The 19,595-nt window shown below is 69.4% G+C and carries 14 protein-coding genes and 2 pseudogenes; 10 read left to right on the forward strand and 6 right to left on the reverse strand.

Features of this window, described 5'->3' with window-relative positions; translation table 11 throughout:
• Positions 1 to 213: 213 nt before the first annotated feature.
• The 5 genes and pseudogenes from IF20_RS12985 to IF20_RS12995 form a co-directional block, all read right to left on the reverse strand.
• Positions 214 to 864: a hypothetical protein gene (locus IF20_RS12985; RefSeq protein ID WP_052865285.1), complete on the reverse strand. Its 651-nt coding sequence runs from the start codon at positions 862 to 864 to the stop codon at positions 214 to 216.
• A gap of 275 nt (positions 865 to 1,139) precedes the next feature.
• Positions 1,140 to 1,925: a chaplin gene (locus tag IF20_RS40700; protein WP_052865286.1), complete on the reverse strand. Its 786-nt coding sequence runs from the start codon at positions 1,923 to 1,925 to the stop codon at positions 1,140 to 1,142.
• 420 nt (positions 1,926 to 2,345) lie between these two features.
• A pseudogene (locus tag IF20_RS40895) lies at positions 2,346 to 2,529 on the reverse strand (ATP-binding protein); the annotation flags it as partial.
• Positions 2,530 to 2,659: 130 nt separating this feature from the next.
• Positions 2,660 to 3,016: an IclR family transcriptional regulator C-terminal domain-containing protein gene (locus IF20_RS37665; RefSeq protein ID WP_199896580.1), complete on the reverse strand. Its 357-nt coding sequence runs from the start codon at positions 3,014 to 3,016 to the stop codon at positions 2,660 to 2,662.
• 169 nt (positions 3,017 to 3,185) lie between these two features.
• Positions 3,186 to 3,923, reverse strand: coding sequence for an SDR family oxidoreductase (locus tag IF20_RS12995; RefSeq protein ID WP_052865287.1), 738 nt, complete (start codon positions 3,921 to 3,923; stop codon positions 3,186 to 3,188).
• Positions 3,924 to 4,142: 219 nt separating this feature from the next.
• On the opposite strand from IF20_RS12995, the gene IF20_RS13000 reads away from it, so the two are divergent.
• From IF20_RS13000 to IF20_RS13020, 6 genes and pseudogenes are all read left to right on the forward strand, one after another.
• A complete protein-coding gene (locus IF20_RS13000; protein WP_052865288.1) occupies positions 4,143 to 4,967 on the forward strand; it encodes a helix-turn-helix transcriptional regulator in 825 nt (274 codons plus the stop codon).
• 305 nt (positions 4,968 to 5,272) lie between these two features.
• A pseudogene (locus tag IF20_RS39905) lies at positions 5,273 to 5,626 on the forward strand (alpha-glucuronidase family glycosyl hydrolase); the annotation flags it as partial.
• A 46-nt stretch (positions 5,627 to 5,672) separates the two neighbouring features.
• Entirely contained in the window at positions 5,673 to 7,805 is a 2,133-nt protein-coding gene (locus tag IF20_RS37675; RefSeq protein ID WP_234426631.1) for a glycoside hydrolase, read from the forward strand.
• A gap of 144 nt (positions 7,806 to 7,949) precedes the next feature.
• Complete coding sequence (locus IF20_RS13010) at positions 7,950 to 8,663, forward strand: hypothetical protein (RefSeq protein WP_052865289.1); 714 nt, start codon at positions 7,950 to 7,952, stop codon at positions 8,661 to 8,663.
• Between the two features lie 168 nt (positions 8,664 to 8,831).
• On the forward strand, positions 8,832 to 9,434 hold the full coding sequence (locus IF20_RS13015) for an ALF repeat-containing protein (RefSeq protein WP_052865290.1): 603 nt from the start codon (positions 8,832 to 8,834) through the stop codon (positions 9,432 to 9,434).
• 133 nt (positions 9,435 to 9,567) lie between these two features.
• Positions 9,568 to 10,932 (forward strand): FAD-dependent oxidoreductase, encoded by a 1,365-nt coding sequence (locus IF20_RS13020; protein ID WP_052865291.1) that lies wholly within the window; start codon positions 9,568 to 9,570, stop codon positions 10,930 to 10,932.
• On the opposite strand, the gene IF20_RS39130 is transcribed toward IF20_RS13020, so the two are convergent.
• Positions 10,933 to 11,100, reverse strand: a complete 168-nt coding sequence (locus IF20_RS39130) for a hypothetical protein (protein ID WP_199896581.1) — start codon at positions 11,098 to 11,100, stop codon at positions 10,933 to 10,935.
• A 275-nt stretch (positions 11,101 to 11,375) separates the two neighbouring features.
• Between IF20_RS39130 and IF20_RS13025 the strand changes: the two genes are divergently transcribed.
• The 4 genes from IF20_RS13025 (at position 11,376) to IF20_RS13040 (ending at position 19,500) form a co-directional block, all read left to right on the forward strand.
• The gene (locus tag IF20_RS13025; protein WP_052865292.1) at positions 11,376 to 13,487 is read left to right on the forward strand and encodes a hypothetical protein; all 2,112 of its coding nucleotides are present in this window, start codon (positions 11,376 to 11,378) and stop codon (positions 13,485 to 13,487) included.
• A gap of 33 nt (positions 13,488 to 13,520) precedes the next feature.
• Positions 13,521 to 15,050 carry a hypothetical protein gene (locus IF20_RS13030; RefSeq protein WP_052865293.1) on the forward strand — a complete coding sequence of 510 codons (1,530 nt, stop codon included), beginning with the start codon at positions 13,521 to 13,523 and terminating at the stop codon, positions 15,048 to 15,050.
• A 1,065-nt stretch (positions 15,051 to 16,115) separates the two neighbouring features.
• Positions 16,116 to 18,194, forward strand: a complete 2,079-nt coding sequence (locus IF20_RS13035) for a bifunctional polysaccharide deacetylase/glycosyltransferase family 2 protein (protein WP_052865294.1) — start codon at positions 16,116 to 16,118, stop codon at positions 18,192 to 18,194.
• Between the two features lie 118 nt (positions 18,195 to 18,312).
• The gene (locus tag IF20_RS13040) at positions 18,313 to 19,500 is read left to right on the forward strand and encodes an LCP family protein (RefSeq protein WP_052865295.1); all 1,188 of its coding nucleotides are present in this window, start codon (positions 18,313 to 18,315) and stop codon (positions 19,498 to 19,500) included.
• Positions 19,501 to 19,595 lie beyond the last annotated feature (95 nt).

Here is a 19,595-nt window from a genome sequence, read left to right on the forward strand (position 1 = left end):
GGGAACGAGGAGTCGCTGAGTCGCACCGCAACTGCACGGCCCGTGAGTCAGCTCGTAAGTCAACCCATGGGTCAGCCGTGAGTCAGCCCGTAAGTCAATCCACAGGCCAGCCCGTGGGTCAGCCCGTGGGTCAGCCCGCGAGTCAGTCCGTGGGCCAACTCGTGGGCCAACCCGTGGGCCAACCCGTGGGTCGCTTCAAGTCGCCGGCACGGGTCAGCCCCAGGTCTCGCCGCTGACCAGGTCGGGGCCGAGGTGGCGGGCGAGCAGGGCAGCGAGCACCGGGACAGGGCCGTCCTCCACGGCGAGCTTGAAGGTGTGCACCACGCCGGTCTGCACCGGGTGCATCGGCCCGCCCGGCTCGTCGGAGAAGCAGGTCGCAAGGGGGCGTGACTGCGGGTGCGCCAACGCGAAGGCGACCAGCATCGTGCGCGGGTCCTCGGCATGGAAGTAGTCGGCGATCGCCCGGTTGCCGAAGTTGAGCCGGTCGAAGACGACAGCGATGTCCTGCTGCCCGTAGGGAGCGGCCTGCAGCGCCGGCAGCAGGTCGAGGATGGCGTCCCCCGCCGCGAGCAGGCGGGCCCGCTCCCGGGATCCGCCCCAAGGCGGCGGATACGGGGAGCGGAACTGTTCGCTCTCCGGGTCGGTGCACAACAACGTGCCTGGCGCGGGGCGTTCATAGCGCGCTCTACCACTGACGCTTTCCCAGTTGAGCGAGGCATTGATGCACAGCTCGCCGGCGAGGAGGGCCCACGGCGTGTGCACGACGCGCTCGCGCGCGAGGTCCCGCACGAACCGGCCGAACGCCTCGGACGGAAGCAGAGTCGGCTGCGCAGGCGCGATGAAGGCGTCGTACCAGATCCCCATGGTCGAAGTTGTAACAAGCGGCCCCTGAGGACGGCCAACGAATATGGGGAGCTGACGAATATGGGCAGCTATGGCCGACGGCGCCCTTCGACCGCGTTTGGTCACGGTGGTGTCCACCTCTGCCGGCGCGACCAGTTGGGTGTGGGCCGGCCTCTGGCGAGGCAGCGGTGCCTGCTTGCCAGAGGCCGACCGTTTCATCAATGTTGTATCGATGGGGGGCGGCGGTTGTTCACCGTTGTCGACGGGTATTCCCTGCCGGCAAGCGGACGGGACGGTCAGCCGCGGGTTCTGCGGGCCCGTCGTACCAGGATCACGCCGCCGAGAAGCGCAGCGGCGCTGCAGGCGGCCGTCATCCCGATCCAGTCGGCTCCGGTCTCGGCCAGGGCGGCGTGAGCGGGGGCCGGCGTACGAGGAGTCGTTTCGTCTGTGGCGCGCTCGTCGGTCGACGGGACGGGTGGCCGTACTGTCGACGGCTTGGCCGGAGGCGTTTCGTGGCCCGGAGGCGTTTCGTGGCCTGGATGTGTGGGCGGGTTGTGGTGGGTGGGCGGCTGCTGCGGGTGTTCCGTCGGCGGACGATGGTGGTGCGGCGGATGCTGGTGGTGCGGCGGGCGGTGCGCAGTGTCGTCGTCGGAGCAGTCGTTGCCGGTGGCCGGGTTGAGTACGCCGACGACGTCGATGGTGTTACCGCAGGAGTTGACCGGCAGGTCGACCGGTGTCTCGATGCCGTTACCCGAACCCACCCCTGGTGAATAGCCGGTCGCGCCGTGGGCCTGGGCGCCGCCGTGCTGGTGACCTTGGTGATGGCCGCCGCTGCCCTGTCGTCCCTGTGCGCAGGTGTTGCCTGCCGCCGGGTTCAGCAGGCCGACGACGTTCACGGTGTTGCCGCACACGTTGACCGGAACGTGGACCGGCAGTTGGGCCAGCGTGCCCGCCAGCACACCCGGTGAGCCGGCGGCCGCGCCTGCTGCTCCGGCATCCGCGTGGGCGGTGCCTCCGGCTGAGGCGAAGAGTCCCGATACGGTTGCCGCGACGAGCATGACGCTCTGCAATGTCTGTCGCATTGTTTCTTCTCTTGTCTTGAGTTGTGTCACACAGGCGACGACCTGTGTGCGCTCTGGCACCAGTGATGCCACGCGCGGCGTCTTCGGGTGACGGCCTCTCAGCCGGCTGCTGACGGCACAGCGGCGTACGGCGAAGGCGGCACCGGGCAGTGCCACTCTCACCGAACCGGTTTCCGACCGGTGTCCGTCTGTGCAGGAACCCCCTCCCCCACCTGAAAAAATGCCGCTGTTGCACGCATGCTCTTCACACAGATGTCAGCCGCATGCCTCTATCGCCACGCGTACGAGCGATGATTGATATCGCTAACGACACCCCCTGACGGAGGAAACGCCGGGTGACGTGAAGCTCTCGTGAATCACCCGTTTGCCGTAGCCGCCCCCTCCGGGAACGGCGATCGCCTACGGAGGCGGCTACGGTCGTCACAGCTCGGCGCCGTCCCATTGGTCCAGCGGCATGTCGCCAAGGTCCTCCGCGGCCTCGGCCTGGCCACCGTGGATGCTCTGCTCGGTCCGGATGACCTTGCCGCGGCTGGTGTAGCGAGTGCCACCGATCGGCGAACTGGGCGACCAGGAACAGACCGCGGCCACCCTCATCGGTGGTGCGACGTCGTCCAGGCTCCAGTCCGCCAGCTTGCGGGCGCAGGCCCCTCATACCGACGGCACGGCCGAGGGGTCGGCGCGGACGTCCCAGTCGGCGACCTGGTCCGGTGGCAACGGCCGGGTACGGGCGATGATCAGGGCGTTTCCGAGCCTTCCCTGCCGAACCGGTACCGAGGAGCATCGACGGTCAGAATGGCCGCCAGTTCATTGTCCATCACCGCGTACTCCTGCTCACGAACTTCCTGCAGATCCTTGAGAAGGACGTTCCGGTCGCTGATGGTGTCCGGCGTGCACACTTCCAATTCTCCCGGAACCAGGCACAGCCCCAGCAGCGAGCCGAGCCGATAGCGGCGTTCTCGTACTCGGCGTGGATCGGGGGGACGGTCGAACACCTCGACCAGCGTGGCCAGTTCAGCGGAGTTCATAGGTGGACATGGCGCGGCTGCGTCCTCGAAGTGGAGCGTGAGGACGCTGATCAGGGAAGGCTGCACGCGGACGCGGCTCCAGGTCGATCTTCGGTCTCAGCAACCTTGATCATCTGGCGTCGGGGCCGTCATTTCCACTCGGATACGCCACCCACTGGCCGAGGGGCCTGTGTTGCCATGTGACCCGCGGGGCAGTCCCGCGAGTCCGGCGTCCGCACCGGAAGGATCGGGGAGGTCAGCTCTGGGCGGTGGGCCGCACGACGATCTCGTTCACGTCGACCGCGGCAGGCTGTTCGATCGCGAAAGCGATGGCCCGAGCGATTGCGTCGGGCGGGATTGCGATGTGGTCCTGCATCCTCGTGATCTCTGCTCTGACCTGGCTGTTGGTTGACGCCTCGGCGAAATCGGTCGCCGTTGCACCGGGTGAGACGGTGGTCACCCGCAGGGAGTCGCCAGCTTCCTGGCGCAGTCCTTCGCAGATGGCCCGGACCGCGAACTTGGTGCCGGCGTAGACCGCCATGGTCGGCACGATGCGAAACGCGGCCGTGGAGGCGGTGGTGATGAAGTGCCCGGCGCCCTGCGCCCGGAAGACCGGCAGCGCGGCGCCGATTCCGTGCAGCACGCCCTTCACGTTGACGTCGACCATGTGGTCCCACTCCTCGACGCGCAGATCGTCAAGAGGCGAGATCGTGCCGACTCCGGCGTTGCTGACGAGTACGTCGAGTCGGCCGAATCGCTCACCGGCCAGCGCGACCAGAGCGCGCAGGTCGTCCCGCCGGGTCACGTCGGTGCGGATCTGTACGGCTGCGCCACCCGCCTTCTCGATCCGGGCCACCAGTTCCGCCAGGCGCTCGGACCGGCGCGCGCCGAGGACGAGTCGCGCGCCGCGTTCGGCGAGCAGCAGCGCGGTCGCCTCGCCAATGCCGCTGCTGGCTCCCGTGATCGCCACCACTTTGCCTTTGATTCCGGACATGAAGTCGTCCTCTCCGTCCTTGGCACCGGGGCTGGGGTACTGAGCGGCAGCAGGTCCTGGTGGAGCGTCCGGAAGCTGTTGCGCACTCGACGGCCGGGTGCCGGTGTGACCGTGTGAGGCCGTCGGCAGCGCGCCGTGGCCTTGTGCTCGCACACCAGTCTTCAGGAGCTTTAGCCTGGTATCCAGACCGTACTTATCCTGGAATTGAAGGTGCCCGTCATGCCCACGCAGCCGGACCAACGCGACCAACGCGACCAACGCCGTCAGCTGAGTGCCTTTCTGCGCAGCCGGAGAGAGCGCCTCACCCCTGACGAGGTGGGCCTGCCCCAGACCGGCCGCCGCCGGACTCCGGGACTTCGCCGAGAGGAACTGGCACTGCTGGCCGGGATCAGCGCCACCTGGTACACGTACCTGGAGCAGGGGCGGGAGATCCGCGCCTCCGAACAAGTGCTGAACGCCCTCGCCGCGGCGCTGCGGCTCGACCGTCACGAGCGCGATCATCTCCTTCAACTTGCCGGTCACGCGCCTGCGGCCGAAGCCGGGGAACACGAGCCACTAACGGCCGAGGCGGGGGCCGTCCCCCTGTTGCTCCAGCCGCACCCGGCGTACATCATCGGCGGCAACTATGACGTCCTCAGTCACAACCAGGCGGCCGACGAACTGTTTCCGAAGCTCATCACCGAGGCGGACCGGCCGGCCAACTTCGTCCGCTGGGTGTTCCTCGAGCCGGTGGCCCGGGAGGTTCTGCTCGACTGGGAACCCGAGGCACGCGGCCTGCTCGCTCGACTTCGGCCGCGAGCCGCACGCCATTCCGGCGACCCGCGATACACCCGACTGATCGAGGAGCTGAACGAGGGCAGCCCGGAGGTGCGGGACTGGTGGCCCCAGTACGAGGTGCAGGCCCGGCACAGCGGTCGGAAACGGCTACGGCATCCGCAACGGGGAGCGATCGATTATGTGTACACCGCTTTTCACCTGGCCGAACAGCCGGAGCAGACGCTGGTGGTCTATTTCGACAGCAGTGACCTTCCCGACGGGGCGTAGCCGTGATCGGCCCCCGTGAGTATCGATGATCCGAACCCAACGACCGCATGTTCTCTCCTGGTTGGCTGTGTTGACACCTGTCGTGGTGCGTGTGACGGTTGCGGAGATCCTCCTGGCCTGGATGTGCACTGTTCGTTCGCCGACGAAAGTGAGAACGCATGAGCTCAGGAATACGTCGCCGAAGCGTCCTGTCCGCGGCCGCCCTGGGAGGCGTGGCCGGCTCCCTCGGCCTCTCGGCGCAGGCATCCGCACGGTCGGCCCGCACTGACGCACTGTCATCGACATCGGCATCGACGGCGGCATCGATGGCGACATCGACGACAGGGGCGGTAGCGACGACACCGGCGACAACGTTGTCCGGCGAGGACGGTTACGACCTGTGGCTGCGCTACCGGCAGGTCGAGGATCCCGGTCAACTTCAACGGTATCGGGCCGCCTTGACGGACCTGGTCTGGCAAGGGGGCGGCCCACTCCAGAAATCGGCCGTGGACGAGTTGGTCCGCGGACTCACCGGACTGCTCGGTACGCGGCTGAGGCCCCACACCAACGCCCGGTCCGACGCGGCACTCGTGGTGGGCACCCGGACGAGCTCCACCCTGATACGCGACCTCGTCCCGGCGGCCGACCTGACCGAACTGGGCGACGAGAGGTACCTCATCCGGCACGTCACCCAGCACGGCAGAAGCCACACCGTGGTGGCCGCACGTGCCGACCGTGGCGGGGGTACGCAGTTGGTGGCGGAAGAAGGCCAAGGAGATCTACGGCAAGACCGAGGACTTCGGCGGCTTCCTGGTGAAGGCCAACTCCGAGGGCCGTCCCGGACCGCTGGACTACGGACGCACCCACGCCGACGGGGCCAACCTGCTGGCGGGCGCCCTCGAACCGTATGGCGGAATCGTGATGTGGCGGTCGTTCGTCCACGACAGCGACGACACATGGGACCGGCAGGCCTACCAGGACTTCACGCCGCTGGACGGGACGTTCGCGGACAACGCCATCGTGCAGATCAAGAACGGGCCGATCGACTTCCAGGTCCGCGAGCCCGCCCACCCCCTCTTCGGCTCGCTGCCGCGCACCAACTCGATGATCGAGCTCCAGGTGACGCAGGAGTACACCGGGCACTCCACCCACCTGTGCTACCTGGTGCCGCAGTGGAAGGAAGTCCTGGACTTCGACACACGCAAGGGCGGGAAGGACGGGAAGGGCGGCAAGGGCCGGAAGGGCGGCAAAGACAGCGACCGCAGCAAGGACAGCGGCGGCGGCAAGGACGGCGACGGTGGCAAGGGCGCCGGGACCGAGAACAGCACCGTGGCCGATGTCGTGACCGGCCGGGTGTACTCCTACTCGCACTGCGGCTTCGCCGGCGTACTGAACTTCGGCGACGACAGGAACTGGACCGGCTCCCACCTCGCCGCCGCCAATACCCACGGCTACGGACGGCTCGCCTGGAACCCGGAACTCGCCGCGGAGGACCTGGCCGCCGAGTGGACCCGAATGACGTTCGGCAACGATCCCCACGTCGTCGACACCGTCTCCGCCCTGCTGCTGGGCTCCTGGCACACGTACGAGGACTACACCTCGCCGCTGGGCATCGGCTACCTCACCCACCCGCCGGACGGCTCGGTGACGGGACACTTCGACCCCAGCCCGACCACGACCACCCAGTTCCACCGGTCGAACCGCGAGGGCATCGGCTACGACCGTACGATCGCCACCGGCGACGGCTACACCGAGCTCTACGCGCCGGCGATACGGGACGCCTACGAGTCGCTGGCGGACTGCCCCGAGGAGTTGCTGCTCTTCCTCCACCACGTCCCCTACACCCACCGGCTGAACAACGGCACAACCGTGCTCCAACACATCTACGACACGCACTTCGCCGGTGCGGCACGGGTCGCGGAGATGCGCAACGACTGGGGCGGGCTACGCCGCCGCATCGACCACCGGCGCTTCACCGACGTCCACCGCCAGTTCGGCCGGCAGCTGACCGAGGCAGCGAAGTGGCGGGACACCCTGGTCGCCTACTGGTTCGAACTCAGCCGGATCCGCGACGAGAAGCGCAGTTGGCTCCAAGCGGTCATCGCCCCGGCCGACACGGCGCTGCTGGGCGGGGAACGCAACGAACTGCCGGTGCAGGTGGTCAATGCGACCGGCTCCGGCCTGCGCACGACCGTCTCACTGGACGTACCCAAGGGCTGGCGAACCGAGGACGCGACCGGCTACGTGGCCTCGGGCGGCGACACCACGGTACAGATGACCGTCGTGCCGCCGCCGGCCCCGACGCTCGCCACCCTGCACGCGCATCCGAGATCGGGCTCGGTACAGGTCCTCGACGCCTCGCTGCGCAGCCTGGCCAGGACCGTCGTCGTCCCGCCCGCCGCCCGGTGCGTGCACGCCCTCGACGCCGGGCCGGGCAAGGCGCCGGTGCTGGAGGACTACACCCGCCTCTCCCCCGACAGCGCCTGGCACGAGGGCGCGGACTTCGGCTGGGTCGGCAACACGCCCGAGGCCACCGACACCGGGCTCTTCGACGTCGTGCGCCGGGACTACGTACGCGACAGCGCCCCGGCGGTGCTGCGGCTGAAGCTGCCCGCCGGGCCCTGCACGGCGTACCTGCTCACCGGCGATCCCCACACCTTCAACAGGACACTGATCGTCCACGTGGACGGCGCCGAGAAGGCTCGGAGCGAGCAGCTCGACGGCCGGGAGTTCACCTGGCTCCGCATCCCTCTGGACGGCGGCGCTTCCGGACGCGAGGTGGACCTGGAGTTCTCCGCGAAGGAGAACGAAACCTGGCACGTCAGCGCCTGCGTGGTGCTGACCGACGATCAGGGGTGAGCGTTCCCGATCAACGCCCACAGTGTCCGTTGGACCACGTTAGCCGGGCGTTAGCGGAGCGGCAGTGGCACGACAGTGGGTCCGATCAGAGTGGGTGACGTACCGAGGAAACAACGACACCGATCGCCCACGGGGAGATGCACCATGAGCTCCAACACCACTGTCCGCACCGCGCGTCGCCGCACCCTGCGCGTTGACGCCGCGGCCCTGGTCGCAGCGGCCGGCCTGACCCTGACCGCCTGCTCCGGCTCGGACGCCACCGGGACGAAGTCCGCGGCTCACACGGACAAGGGTGTGGCCGCCGAGTCCAGCCACGCGGGCTCCTCCAACGGGGCACAGGGTTCCGATGCCCAGGCAGGCACCGGTACCAAGGACAGCACCGAGGCGGACGCTGCGGGCAAGCAGTCGGGCGGCGCACGCTCCGCCGCGGCCAAGACGGCGTCTCCGGTCCGCACCCAGCCTCTGGCCGACGGCGTCAGCAAGGCCGAGATCTACAAGCTCGGCGACCAGCACTACCGCGCCAAGATCGTCGCCCGCGGTTCGGTGCTGGCCACGCTGGAGACGAAGGGACACGACGCCGGGCTCGACGCCAACGACATGTTCGTCGTGCTCACGCTGGACGGCCAGGTGCATTCCTGGATGGGCGGCGGACACCAGGGGCCGGGCACGTTCAAGCTCGCGGGCGGTTGGACGGCCAAGGTCACGAAGCTCGGCGAGCTCCGGTACCGCGCGCAGATCCTCGGCAGGGATGGCGCGGTGTACGGCACGTTGGAGGCGAACGAGAAGGACGCGGGGCTCGACGCCAACGGTGTGTACATCGTGCTCAGCGCCGGCGGTGTGATCAGCGCCCACGAGTGAACGCCTGAGCCCGGCTGGCGCGCGCGGGATACGGAAGGCTCCAGGGCTCGGCCACATGCCCGCGCCGGCCCGGACCCGCGATATCCGGACTATTCGGTTCCTCATGCGTTTTCAGCGTGCATGGGTGATCATTCACCTACTCAAGTCCGAACTCGGAGGCAGATACCCATGAGACCGACGCGCGCCGCTCTGCTTGTTGTGGCCACCGCCCTGACCCCGGCCCTGCTCTTCACCGCCCCGGCGTTCGCCAACGGTTCGGCGGCGCCCGCCACCGCCGCCAACGTGGCGACCACGTCCGACACACCGGTGGACGAGATGTCGGAGGACCAACTGCGTGCCGCGATCGCCGCCATCCTGGCGGACGAGGACAGCGGCCGCGGGGTCACCCGAGAGGCCAATGAGGCCCTGAACGGCACCATCGAGGACATGCGTACCTTCTTGAAGACCGGCTACCGGCTGGCCCAGGCCGAGGACGACCGGGTCGCCATCGCCCGCATCCTCTACGTGGCGACGCAGAACAAGGACAAGCGAGTCATCGAGGAGGCCAACAAGCTCCTCGACGGCGCTTCCCCGGAGGGAATGCGCGCCTGGCTGGAGAACGGCTACCGGCTGGCCCAAGCCGAGGACGACGCCGTCTACATAGTTCGCATGCTGGCGGATCCGGACATCAGTGCTTCGATGCGCGCCGCGATCAATGCTGCCCTCGACGACGGCTCCCCGGAAACCCTGCGCTACTTCCGCGAGGTGGGGCAGTACGAGGTGACCGATTAGGTCAAGGAGCCGAGGAGGCCGAGCGGGGGCCGGGCCGGGGGCGGGGGGCGGAGTGGGATCATCGTAAGTTAGGGTTGCCTAAGTGGCACTCGTGTGCCACGCCGCGTCCGCCTGTGTGAAGGAGTCCCGTTCCATGCCACGCCCCATCCGGGTGGCCGTCGTAGGCGCCGGCCCCGCCGGCATCTACGCCGCCGACGCTCTGCTGAAGTCCGACGCCGCCCTCGACCCGGGCGTGTCCATCGACCTGTTCGAGCGGATGCCCGCCCCCTTCGGCCTGATCCGCTACGGCGTCGCGCCCGACCATCCCCGGATCAAGGGCATCGTCACGGCCCTGCACAAGGTCCTCGACAAGCCGCAGATCCGGCTCTTCGGCAACGTCTCCTACCCGGACGAGCTGGCCCTTGAGGACCTGCGCCGCTTCTACGACGCGGTGATCTTCTCCACCGGTGCCAGCGCCGACCGCGACCTGAAGATCCCCGGCATCGAGCTGGACGGCTCGTACGGCGCGGCCGACTTCGTCTCCTGGTACGACGGTCACCCCGACGTGCCGCGCACCTGGCCGCTGCACGCGGAGAAGGTCGCCGTCCTCGGCGTCGGCAACGTCGCGCTCGACGTCGCCCGGGTGCTGGCCAAGACCGCCGACGAACTGCTGCCCACCGAGATCCCGCAGAACGTCTACGACGGCCTGGCCGCCAACCAGGCGCGCGAGGTGCACGTCTTCGGTCGGCGCGGCCCCGCTCAGGCCAAGTTCAGCCCGATGGAGCTGCGTGAGCTGGACCACTCGCCGAACATCGAGGTCATCGTCGACCCCGAGGACATCGACTACGACGACGGCTCCATAGCCACCCGGCGCAGCAACAAGCAGGCCGACATGGTCGCCGCCACACTGGAGAAGTGGGCCATCCGCGACCCCGGGGACCGGCCGCACCGCCTCCACCTGCACTTCTTCGAGTCGCCCGTGGAGATCCTCGGCGAGGACGGCCAGGTGGTGGGGCTGCGTACCGAGCGTACGGAGCTGGACGGCACCGGCAACGTCCGCGGCACCGGGCAGTTCCGTGACTGGGACGTGCAGGGCGTCTACCGGGCGGTGGGCTACCTCTCCGACGAGCTGCCCAAGCTGCCGTTCGACGCGGTCTCCGGCACCGTGCCGCACGAGGCGGGGCGGGTCATCGACGGCGCCGGCGCGCCGCTCACCTCGATCTACGTCACCGGCTGGATCAAGCGCGGCCCGGTCGGTTTGATCGGCCACACCAAGGGCGACGCCAACGAGACCGTGGCCTCGTTCCTGTCCGACCACGCCGCGGGCCGGCTGCCCGAGCCGGAGGCGCCCGCCCCCGAGGCGGTCGTCCGGTTCCTGGAGGAGCGCTCCGTGCGCTACACCACCTGGGAGGGCTGGCACCACCTGGACGCCCACGAGCGCTCCCTCGGCGAGGCCGCGGGCCGTGAGCGGATCAAGGTCGTGGAGCGCGAGGACATGCTCAAGGCCAGCCGCGCCTGATCACGCGTACGGCCTGTGGCGGGTCGCGGCCGGTGCCCCCCCCCGGCTGCGCCCCGCCACGGGTTCGTTGAGCACGGCCCGCACGGCGCGCGCTGCCTTCTCCGGTACGTCCATGGTGTGCATCGCTTCGTGCTGCGCCTCGGTGGGCAGCCGTCCTGTCATGCCCATGCCAGCAATGGTCTCGACGGGAGCGGATCGAGAGAACGGTGAGGCGTACGTCCGCCCGTCAGCGGCCCCGGAGTTGGTTACAAAAGCATCACCCTCCCCTCGCGGCACCCGACTGCGCGGAACCATGGCAGGGCGCGTCGGCGGAGGAGCGGGCGGGACAGGAGCGCACGGGCGGGGCAGGAGAACGACGGAGAGAGCCGACGGGGTAGGCGAGATGCGAGGGCGGGTAAGAGGTCACAGGGCCTGGTGAAGGCACAGCGGGGGAGGTCGACGGGTTGGCCGTGCCGAGGGAACATCCTCAGGGGATCAAGGACGTCGTCCGGCTGTTCCAGGAGTGCCGGACGCGCCAGGAGGGCGCCCGGGAGCTCCCTGTCATCACGCTGCTCGGCAGGCGGGGCAGCGGCAAGACCACCAGCCTCAAGTGGCTCGGTTACCTGGCGTCGAACAGGCCGAACGCGTTCTACGACTTCGCCTCGGCCGTGCCCAAGAGGCCGCACGAAGTAGCGGCCCGGCTCGCTCTCGGCCTGTCCTACCGGCTGCCCCGGCAGCCCGCGGTCCACTTCCCCCGGCTGGCGCTCGGGCTGCTCGTCGCGCGGGCCGAACTCACCCTCGACAGTGCGGACGCGCGGCGCGTGCGAGCCGAGCTCAAGCGGGCGCTGCGGCAGGCGAAGGAGAGTACGGAGGCGTACGAGCGGGCCAACGGGGTCGTCGAGGGAGTCAGCCTGCTGCAGGACCTCAACGTGCTGCAGCTGCCCGGCCTCAACCTGGTGTTGAAGCTCGTCCAGTTCGGCCTGCCGCGACTGCCCGTCACCATGATGTGGCGCTCCGGGCTGACCTGGTACGCCGACAGCCCGAACCGGCCGGTCGATGCGCTGATGAAACTCAACGAGCTGGCCAGGAGCGAGGCGACGGCCGACGTGGAGGAGGTCGACCGGCTGCTGTGCGGCGCCTTCCTGGAGGATCTGCGCGACCACTATGCACGCCATGCGCGCGACCGGGAGTGCGTCGTACTGCTGGACAACATCGACGCGACGCAGGGCCGTAAGTTCCTCGACCTCCTGGTACGCATCCGTGAGGTGAACGCGTCGTCGGGCCGGGAGCACGATCCGCTGCTGGTCGTGGCGACCGCGGCCAACGCCCGCAGCGTGCCCGGGCCCTACGCTCCGGACTTCCCGGCCGAGCTGCGCATCCGCGCCCCGGAGGAGGCCTCGTACGCCGACTGGCGGGACAGCATTCCGCAGCCCGCCTCCACCACCAAGTGGCATTGGTATCCGGTGCAGTTGCGCGACCTCACCGAGCCGGAGGTCACCACGCTGGCCGAGCAGGCGGCGTCCGCCGTGGTGCACGCGACTCCGTTGATCCATCGGTTGTCCTACGGGCATCCGTGGAGCGCGCGGGCCCTGCTCGACGCCACGTACGCGATCGTGGTCGAGCGCGGCGGCGGGGCCGCCGAGCTGCGGCACATATTGGAGTACTCGCCGCCGGCCCCGGGGCTGCCGGAGGACGCCACGGCAGGCGAGGCGGCCACGGGTGCGGACGCCTCCCTGGCGTTGGACGAAGCCGCGCGCCATTACCTCCTGCGTGACCTGTCCGAGGGGCAGCGGTCCGCGCTCGTGGTCTGTTCCGCGGCGCGGGCATTCGAGTCGGCCGTGGACGCCGGCATCCTGGAGGAGTACGACCAGCTCACCAAGGACACCTTGCGCAGGGACATCGACGCGCGGCTCTGGCTGATTCCGCCGGTTCCCGAGGACGCCAACACCCGCGGTGGCCAGGGCAGCGGCTATCTGGAGCACTGCCGGGAGGAGGCGGAGAGCCGGCCGAAGGCCGTGCTCCACCCGTGGCTGCGGCTCGTGCTGCTCCAAGCCCTGGGCCGGTACGAGCCCGACGGACCGTCCGGCTGGGTCACCACGCACACGGCCTTGCGGGACTGGCACGGGCAGGAGGAGCAGACCCAGCAACACCGGCTCGATTCCCTGTACCACTCCCTCGCCCTGCACGACCTCAACAAGGTCGTCGCCTACCTGGCCGGACGGTTCACGGCCCTGCCCGGAACCGATCAGTGGCTGTACGAGCTGTACGCCGTCACCGCCGCGCCCATGCACCTCCCGGTGGCTCCGCGGGAGCGCGGGGAGCCGGAGGCGACGCCGTCCGACCGGGTCCGCGACCTCGCCAGGCGGCTGGCGCCCGCGGCCCTGGAGGAGCACTGGTCGCTCACCATGCTCGTGACGGCCCTGTGGCTGGCCGCCGATCCCCGGAACCGGGTGGCCAACTCCACGCCCGAGCTCAACTCCACGATCGCGGCGATGTTCCACAGGCTCACCGCGCTGCCCCACAGCAGCGCCGCCGGCCTCCTCAGAGAAGCCGAGAGGTACGAACCGCGGCCATGACCGTGTTCCCTGCCGACAGGAGGCGACAGCACGATGGCGACGCCGCACGCACAGGACCGGCCCGACGACGATGTCCCCATTCCCCGGTGGCGGTACGTCGCCGCCGTCCTTGCCGCCCTGCTCCTCGTCGGCGGTGGCATCATCTGGATCGCACAACCCGAGTCCACCGACTGCGCCGAGAACGTCAAGAAGATCGAGGCGGCCGGCTCTACACGCTGTGTGGGTCTCACCGACGGCAGGTACGCGTTCACCGATGACCTGCGCCTTGTGTACGGCCTCATCGAGAAGGAGAATCGCCGGGTCACCGCCGAGGCCGCCGAGCGGGACGGCAGGCCGTACGTCAGCATCGTGTACCTCATGGGCATGAAGCCGGGCAAGGGTGACAGCAACACCACCGAATCCGTCCGCCATGAGGTGGAAGGCGCGTACACCGCGCAGTACGAGGTGAATCACGGTCGCGGCCACGGCCAGACCCCGCAGATCAAACTGCTGCTCGGCGACACCGGCGACCAGAAGGCGCAGCGCGACTTCACCCTGGACCGGATCAAGGCACGCCGGGGCCCTGACCGGATCGTCGCCGCCGCGGGCCTCGGGACCAGCCTCACCGGCACCAATGCCATGATCTCCAAGCTGAACGACCTCGACATCGCGGCCTTCGGTTCCGTCATCACCGCCGACGAGCTGGAGAAGAACGACGGGCTGGTGCGGGTCGCCGCGCCGAACGCCGACGAGGCGGCGGCGGCCGTGCAGTTCCTCACGAAGAAGCACGGCAAGGACAAGGTGCTCATCGTCCAGGACGCCAACAAGAACGACCTCTACACCAAGACACTCGCCTCGCGGTTCGCCGCCCTGCTCCCGAAGAACCGGCTCGCCGCTCCGGAGCCGATGCAGTACGACTCCTCCAAGTCCCAGCTCGCCACGTATTTCAACAATCAGATGCCCAATCTGTGCCTCGATCCTCCCGGCGTGGTGTACTTCGCCGGCCGCGGCCGTGATCTGCCGGACTTCCTCGCGCCGCTCGCCAACCGCCGCTGCAAGTCCGCCCGGGAGATCACCGTCCTGTCCGGTGACGATGCGTCACAAGCCGCGCAGGCCGAGGGCTTCGGCGACGTCAAACAGGCACTGCGGAACGGGAACATCAGGCTGCTCTTCACCGGCCTCGCCCACCCCGGGGCCTGGGCCAGGGCCCCGCAGGCCTTCGACAAGAACGCCATCGTCCCCTTCCAGGCGGGCGGGACGTTCACCAGGACGTTCAAGGACGACACGCTCGACGACGGCCAGGCCATCATGGGCTACGACGCCGTACTCACCGCCGTCACGACGATCAGGAAGTCCGTCCACCTGGAGAACAGCCACCAGGAGATCGAGCGCGATGCCGTCCTGCAGATGCTGCGGACCATCAACGGCGCCAATGCGGTCCCCGGAGCCAGCGGCTGGATCTCGCTGCAGAACAACGGCAGCCCCGAGCGCAAGGCCATCCCCATCATCGAGATCGACAGTGCCGGCACCACGCGTTCCATCAGCGTGTCCGCCAGCACGGGCAAACCGTACGCATCCGAGTGACGGGGGTCATGGATTGACCGGGGAGAGGTAAAGCTGCGGTAACACTCTGCCGCTCCCCCTCCCCCAACAGGCCTTTTACTGGCACCGTCTGGCGCAGGCGTGCGCCCGAATTGCATCAGGCGCATGTTCCGTTCCAGTACGACCCGGGTGCGGTACGGCCCGGGACCCCCACGCGTACGGCCGCACACCGCGGCCGGGAACGAGGAGCACCCAGTGCGAGGCACCACCCCCCACATCTCCATATCTGCGGTAACCACCGAGGGCCGGAGCGCGATCCGCGCGCCCTTTGCCGGGTGTCACCGCGCCAGACGCGGCGTGGACGGCGTCATCGGCGCATAGCCACCGGGCGTCGACGCCGACGCGGTCAGGGACGCATGCAGACGGCCTTTCCGGCCTGCCGGAAGGGCCACTATCGCATGCGCGATTTCCGGGATTCATCCGCATGGTTCGGATTCTTGTCTGACTTCCGGCGTACGACGTACGGCATACGACGTAATGCGTTCCCGTGCAAACCGGGCCTTCGGGTCCGGAACCCCCCACGAAAAAGGGCCCCGTTCGCGTGGCCGCAGATCAGGAGAACCGAGTGCGAGGCACTCCCTACATACCCCATGAGCCGGAAGCCGAGGGCTTCCCCCATACGTCGCACACGGGTGAGGTCGGGCACGGCATGCCTGCACGGCGGGACCTTCCCATGACACACCGCCCGCGCCCCCAAGGACAGGCGCAGCACCCCGTGTTCATCGACAATTCAGGCTGGCGCAGGAAGCTCTCGCGCCTCCTGGCGGTCGCCGTCGGCGGCGCGTGCATCGGGTACCTGATGCTCGTCGCCGTGTTGGTCGGCGGGTTGTGGCAACCCGCCGGATCACAGCCGCCCGGCACCACGGGCCCACTGCCGGCCGGCGACGCCCGCCCGGCAGCCGGAAGGCCCAGCCCGGCCCCCGGCGGAGCGCAACGCATCGACGCCCCCCGTGTACCGGGCTCCGCCGAACGCCCCGGCGACCGGCACAGCCGTACGCCACCGTCCGCCAGATCCGAAGGAGGGGCCCCGCACGGGAGCGCTGAAAGGTGAGCCGGCACGCCGTACGCCGGCCGCCGCGCGGTCACTGGGCACTGCTGCTGCTCGTCCTCACCGTGGTCATCACCGCGCTCGCCTTCGAGGGGTGGACCACGCACGAAGTCGACGCGGCGCGTTCGAAGCTTCCGTGCAGCACGCCCATCCCGCGCGCGGCGGACACCGGAAGCCCGGTGCTCCGGCTCGGCGAGGGCCGGATCGAGACGGCGGGCATGCCGGCCGGCACCGCGGCGCTCACCTTCGACGGCGGGCCCGACCCGGAGTGGACGCCGCGCGTGCTCGCCCTGCTGCGCAGGTACCACGTGAAGGCCACGTTCTTCGTCCATGGTTCGCGCGCGGCCCGGTATCCGGAGCTGATGCGGCAGATCCGCGACGAGGGGCACGAGATCGGCTCCTACACCTACACCGGCGGCGATCTCGGCGCGGCCTCACCGCTGCGCGCACGTATGGAGCTGTCCCTCACCCAGACCGCGCTGGCGGGCACGGCGGGCGTCACCACCCGGTTGCTGCGGCTGCCGCACACCACCGCGTCCGACACCCTGTGCGGTGCCGAGTGGGCAGCCGCTCAGCGCGCGGCCTCGCAGGGGTACCTGCTGGTGGCCGCCGACCACAAGTCGCGCGAGCCGTGGCGGGGAGTGGTGCGGCAGTACAGCCACACGGAACTCGGCTACCGTGAGGCGGAGGCGTTGCTGCGGGACCGCACCGTGCGGCGGTTCACCACCGTCAGCGACGGGCTCGGCCGCCCCCATCACCACACGCAGGCCCCGCTCGTCCAGCGGCTGGCGGGCCAGGGGCTGATCCAGGCGCAGGACCTCGGGCACGTGTTCACCACCGTGATGGCCTGGGCCCTCGGTGCCGCGGGCGCCCTCAGCGTGTTGCGACTGGTCATGCTCGCCGTCTTCGCCCGCGCGCACGTACGGCGGCTGAGCCGGTTTCGGCCCGGCACTCCCCGGCTGAGGCCCGTGACCGAACCGGTGACGGTGCTGGTGCCCGCGTACAACGAGGAAGCGGGCATCGCCGCCACCGTCCACTCGCTGTTGGCCTCCAGCCATCCGCAGCTGCAGATCGTCGTCATCGACGACGGCTCGACGGACAGCACCGCGGCGATCGCCGAGAGCATCGACGACCCCCGCGTGGAGGTGGTGCGACAACCCAACGGCGGCAAGCCCAGCGCGCTCAACACCGGGCTGGCGTACACCCGGCACGACATCGTCGTGATGGTCGACGCCGACACCGTATTCGAACCGGAAGCGCTGACCCGGCTCGTCCAGCCGCTCGCGCATCCGGCCGTCGGCGCCGTCAGCGGCAACACCAAGGTCGGTAACCGACGCAGCCTGTTGGGCAGTTGGCAGCATTTGGAGTACGTCATCGGCTTCAACCTCGATCGGCGGATGTTCGAGGTCCTGGAGTGCATGCCGACGGTACCCGGTGCCATCGGCGCCTTCCGCAGGGATGCGCTGATGGGTATCGGCGGCGTCAGCGACGACACACTGGCCGAGGACACCGACCTCACGATGTCGCTGTGGCGGGCCGGGTGGCGCGTCGTCTACGAGCAGTCGGCCGTCGCCTGGACGGAGGTGCCCGGCTCGCTCGGTCAGCTGTGGCGACAGCGCTACCGGTGGTGTTACGGCACGCTCCAGTCCATGTGGAAACACCGGCACTCGGTCTTCGAGATGGGACCGGCCGGGCGCTTCGGCCGCCGGGCGCTCTCCTACCTCTGCCTGTTCCAGATCTTGCTGCCGCTGTTCGCGCCCGTGGTGGACGTGTTCGCGCTGTACGGTGTGCTCTTCCGCGACCCGACGGAGGCGATCCTCGTCTGGTTCGGCTGCCTCGTCGTGCAGATGATCACCGCCGGATACGCGCTGCGGCTGGACCGGGAGAACCTGCGCGCGATGTGGTCGCTGCCGCTTCAACTGTTCGTCTACCGGCAGCTGTTGTACCTCGTGGTCATCCAGTCGGTGATCACCGCGCTGCTCGGCACCCGGCTGAAGTGGCACAGCATGCACCGCGCCGGCACCGCCGATCCCTACCTGCCGGCGGCGCCCCCGAACCGGAGCCTGCTGACGAAGTGACCGACAACGCCGCCCACGACGACACCGGCGAGAGCACCGGTGAACCCACCGACACAGTGACCGACACACTGACCGACAGGCCGTACGAGGCAGTAGGAGCGATCGAGGGAGTCGGACCATGAGCGACCCGCGCGACCCGTGGCCCGAGGAGGCCTCGTACGGGAGCCGGCACGACGGGGAGACCACTTCGGGAGAGGGGTACGGGCAAGGGGCGATTGCGTACCGCCGCCCCTCGTCCGTCGCCCCCCAGAACTACGCGGACCGCCCCTCCTCCCCCTACGGGCCCCGGCGCGCCCACGCCCGCCGGCCCAGGAAGCGGCACCGGCTGCTGCGTGGCGCGTTCGTCCTCGCCGCCGCCGTCGTCGCGGGCGCCGTCGGCACCTACGGCTGGGCGGACACCAAACTCAACCGCGACGTCGACCTCGACGCGTACGGCGACCGCCCCCCGCACGGCAAAGGCACCAACTACCTGATCGTCGGTTCCGACAGCCGCGACGGCCTCTCCCGGGGCGACCTGAAGAACCTGCACGCGGGCGGAGGCGGCGGCCGCCGCACGGACTCGATGATCGTGCTGCACACCGGTGCCCACGGCGCCAGCATGGTCAGCCTCCCCCGCGACTCCTGGGTCACCGTGCCCGGCCACACCAACCCGGCCACGGGCAAGACCGCGAGACCCGCCGGGGACAAGCTGAACGCCGCGTTCTCCTACGGTGGTCCCCAACTCCTCGCCCGCACCATCGAGTACAACACCGGGCTGCGGATCGACCACTACGCGGAGATCGGCTTCGCGGGCTTCGTGAACATCGTCGACGCCGTCGGCGGCGTCCGGATGTGCCTGGACCGAGACATCAAGGACAAGAAGTCCGGCGCCGACCTCAAGAAAGGCTGCCACACCCTCAACGGCAAGCAGTCGCTGGCGTTCGTCCGCCAGCGGCACCAGGAGGCCGAGGGCGACCTGGGACGCACGAAGAACCAGCAGAAGTTCCTGTCGGCCCTCGCCCACCAGGCCGCCGAGCCCGGCACCGTGCTCGACCCGGTCGAGATCTACCCGACCGTCAGCGCGGGCCTGGACACCCTCATCGTCGACAAGCGCACGAGCCTGCGGGACCTCGCGAAGCTGTTCCGCGCGGTCCGGAGCGTCTCCGGCGGCAAGGGCAAGCAGCTCAACGTCCCCGTCTCCGGCATCGGCGTCCCCACCTCCAAGGGCAGCGTCATCACGTGGGACGAGAAGCAGTCCCGCAGACTCTTCGCCGAACTCCGGCACGACCGCCCACTGACCATGCCGGCAAAGCGCCCGAGCAAGTAGCGGTACGGCGTGCACCCGCGCCTGTCGGTGGCGTGGCCCCCAGCGTCACCGACAGGCGCCCGCCCCTCAGCGACCACCATCGCCCACCGGTCAGG

Source organism: Streptomyces niger, from assembly GCF_000718305.1.
GTDB lineage: Bacteria > Actinomycetota > Actinomycetes > Streptomycetales > Streptomycetaceae > Streptomyces > Streptomyces niger.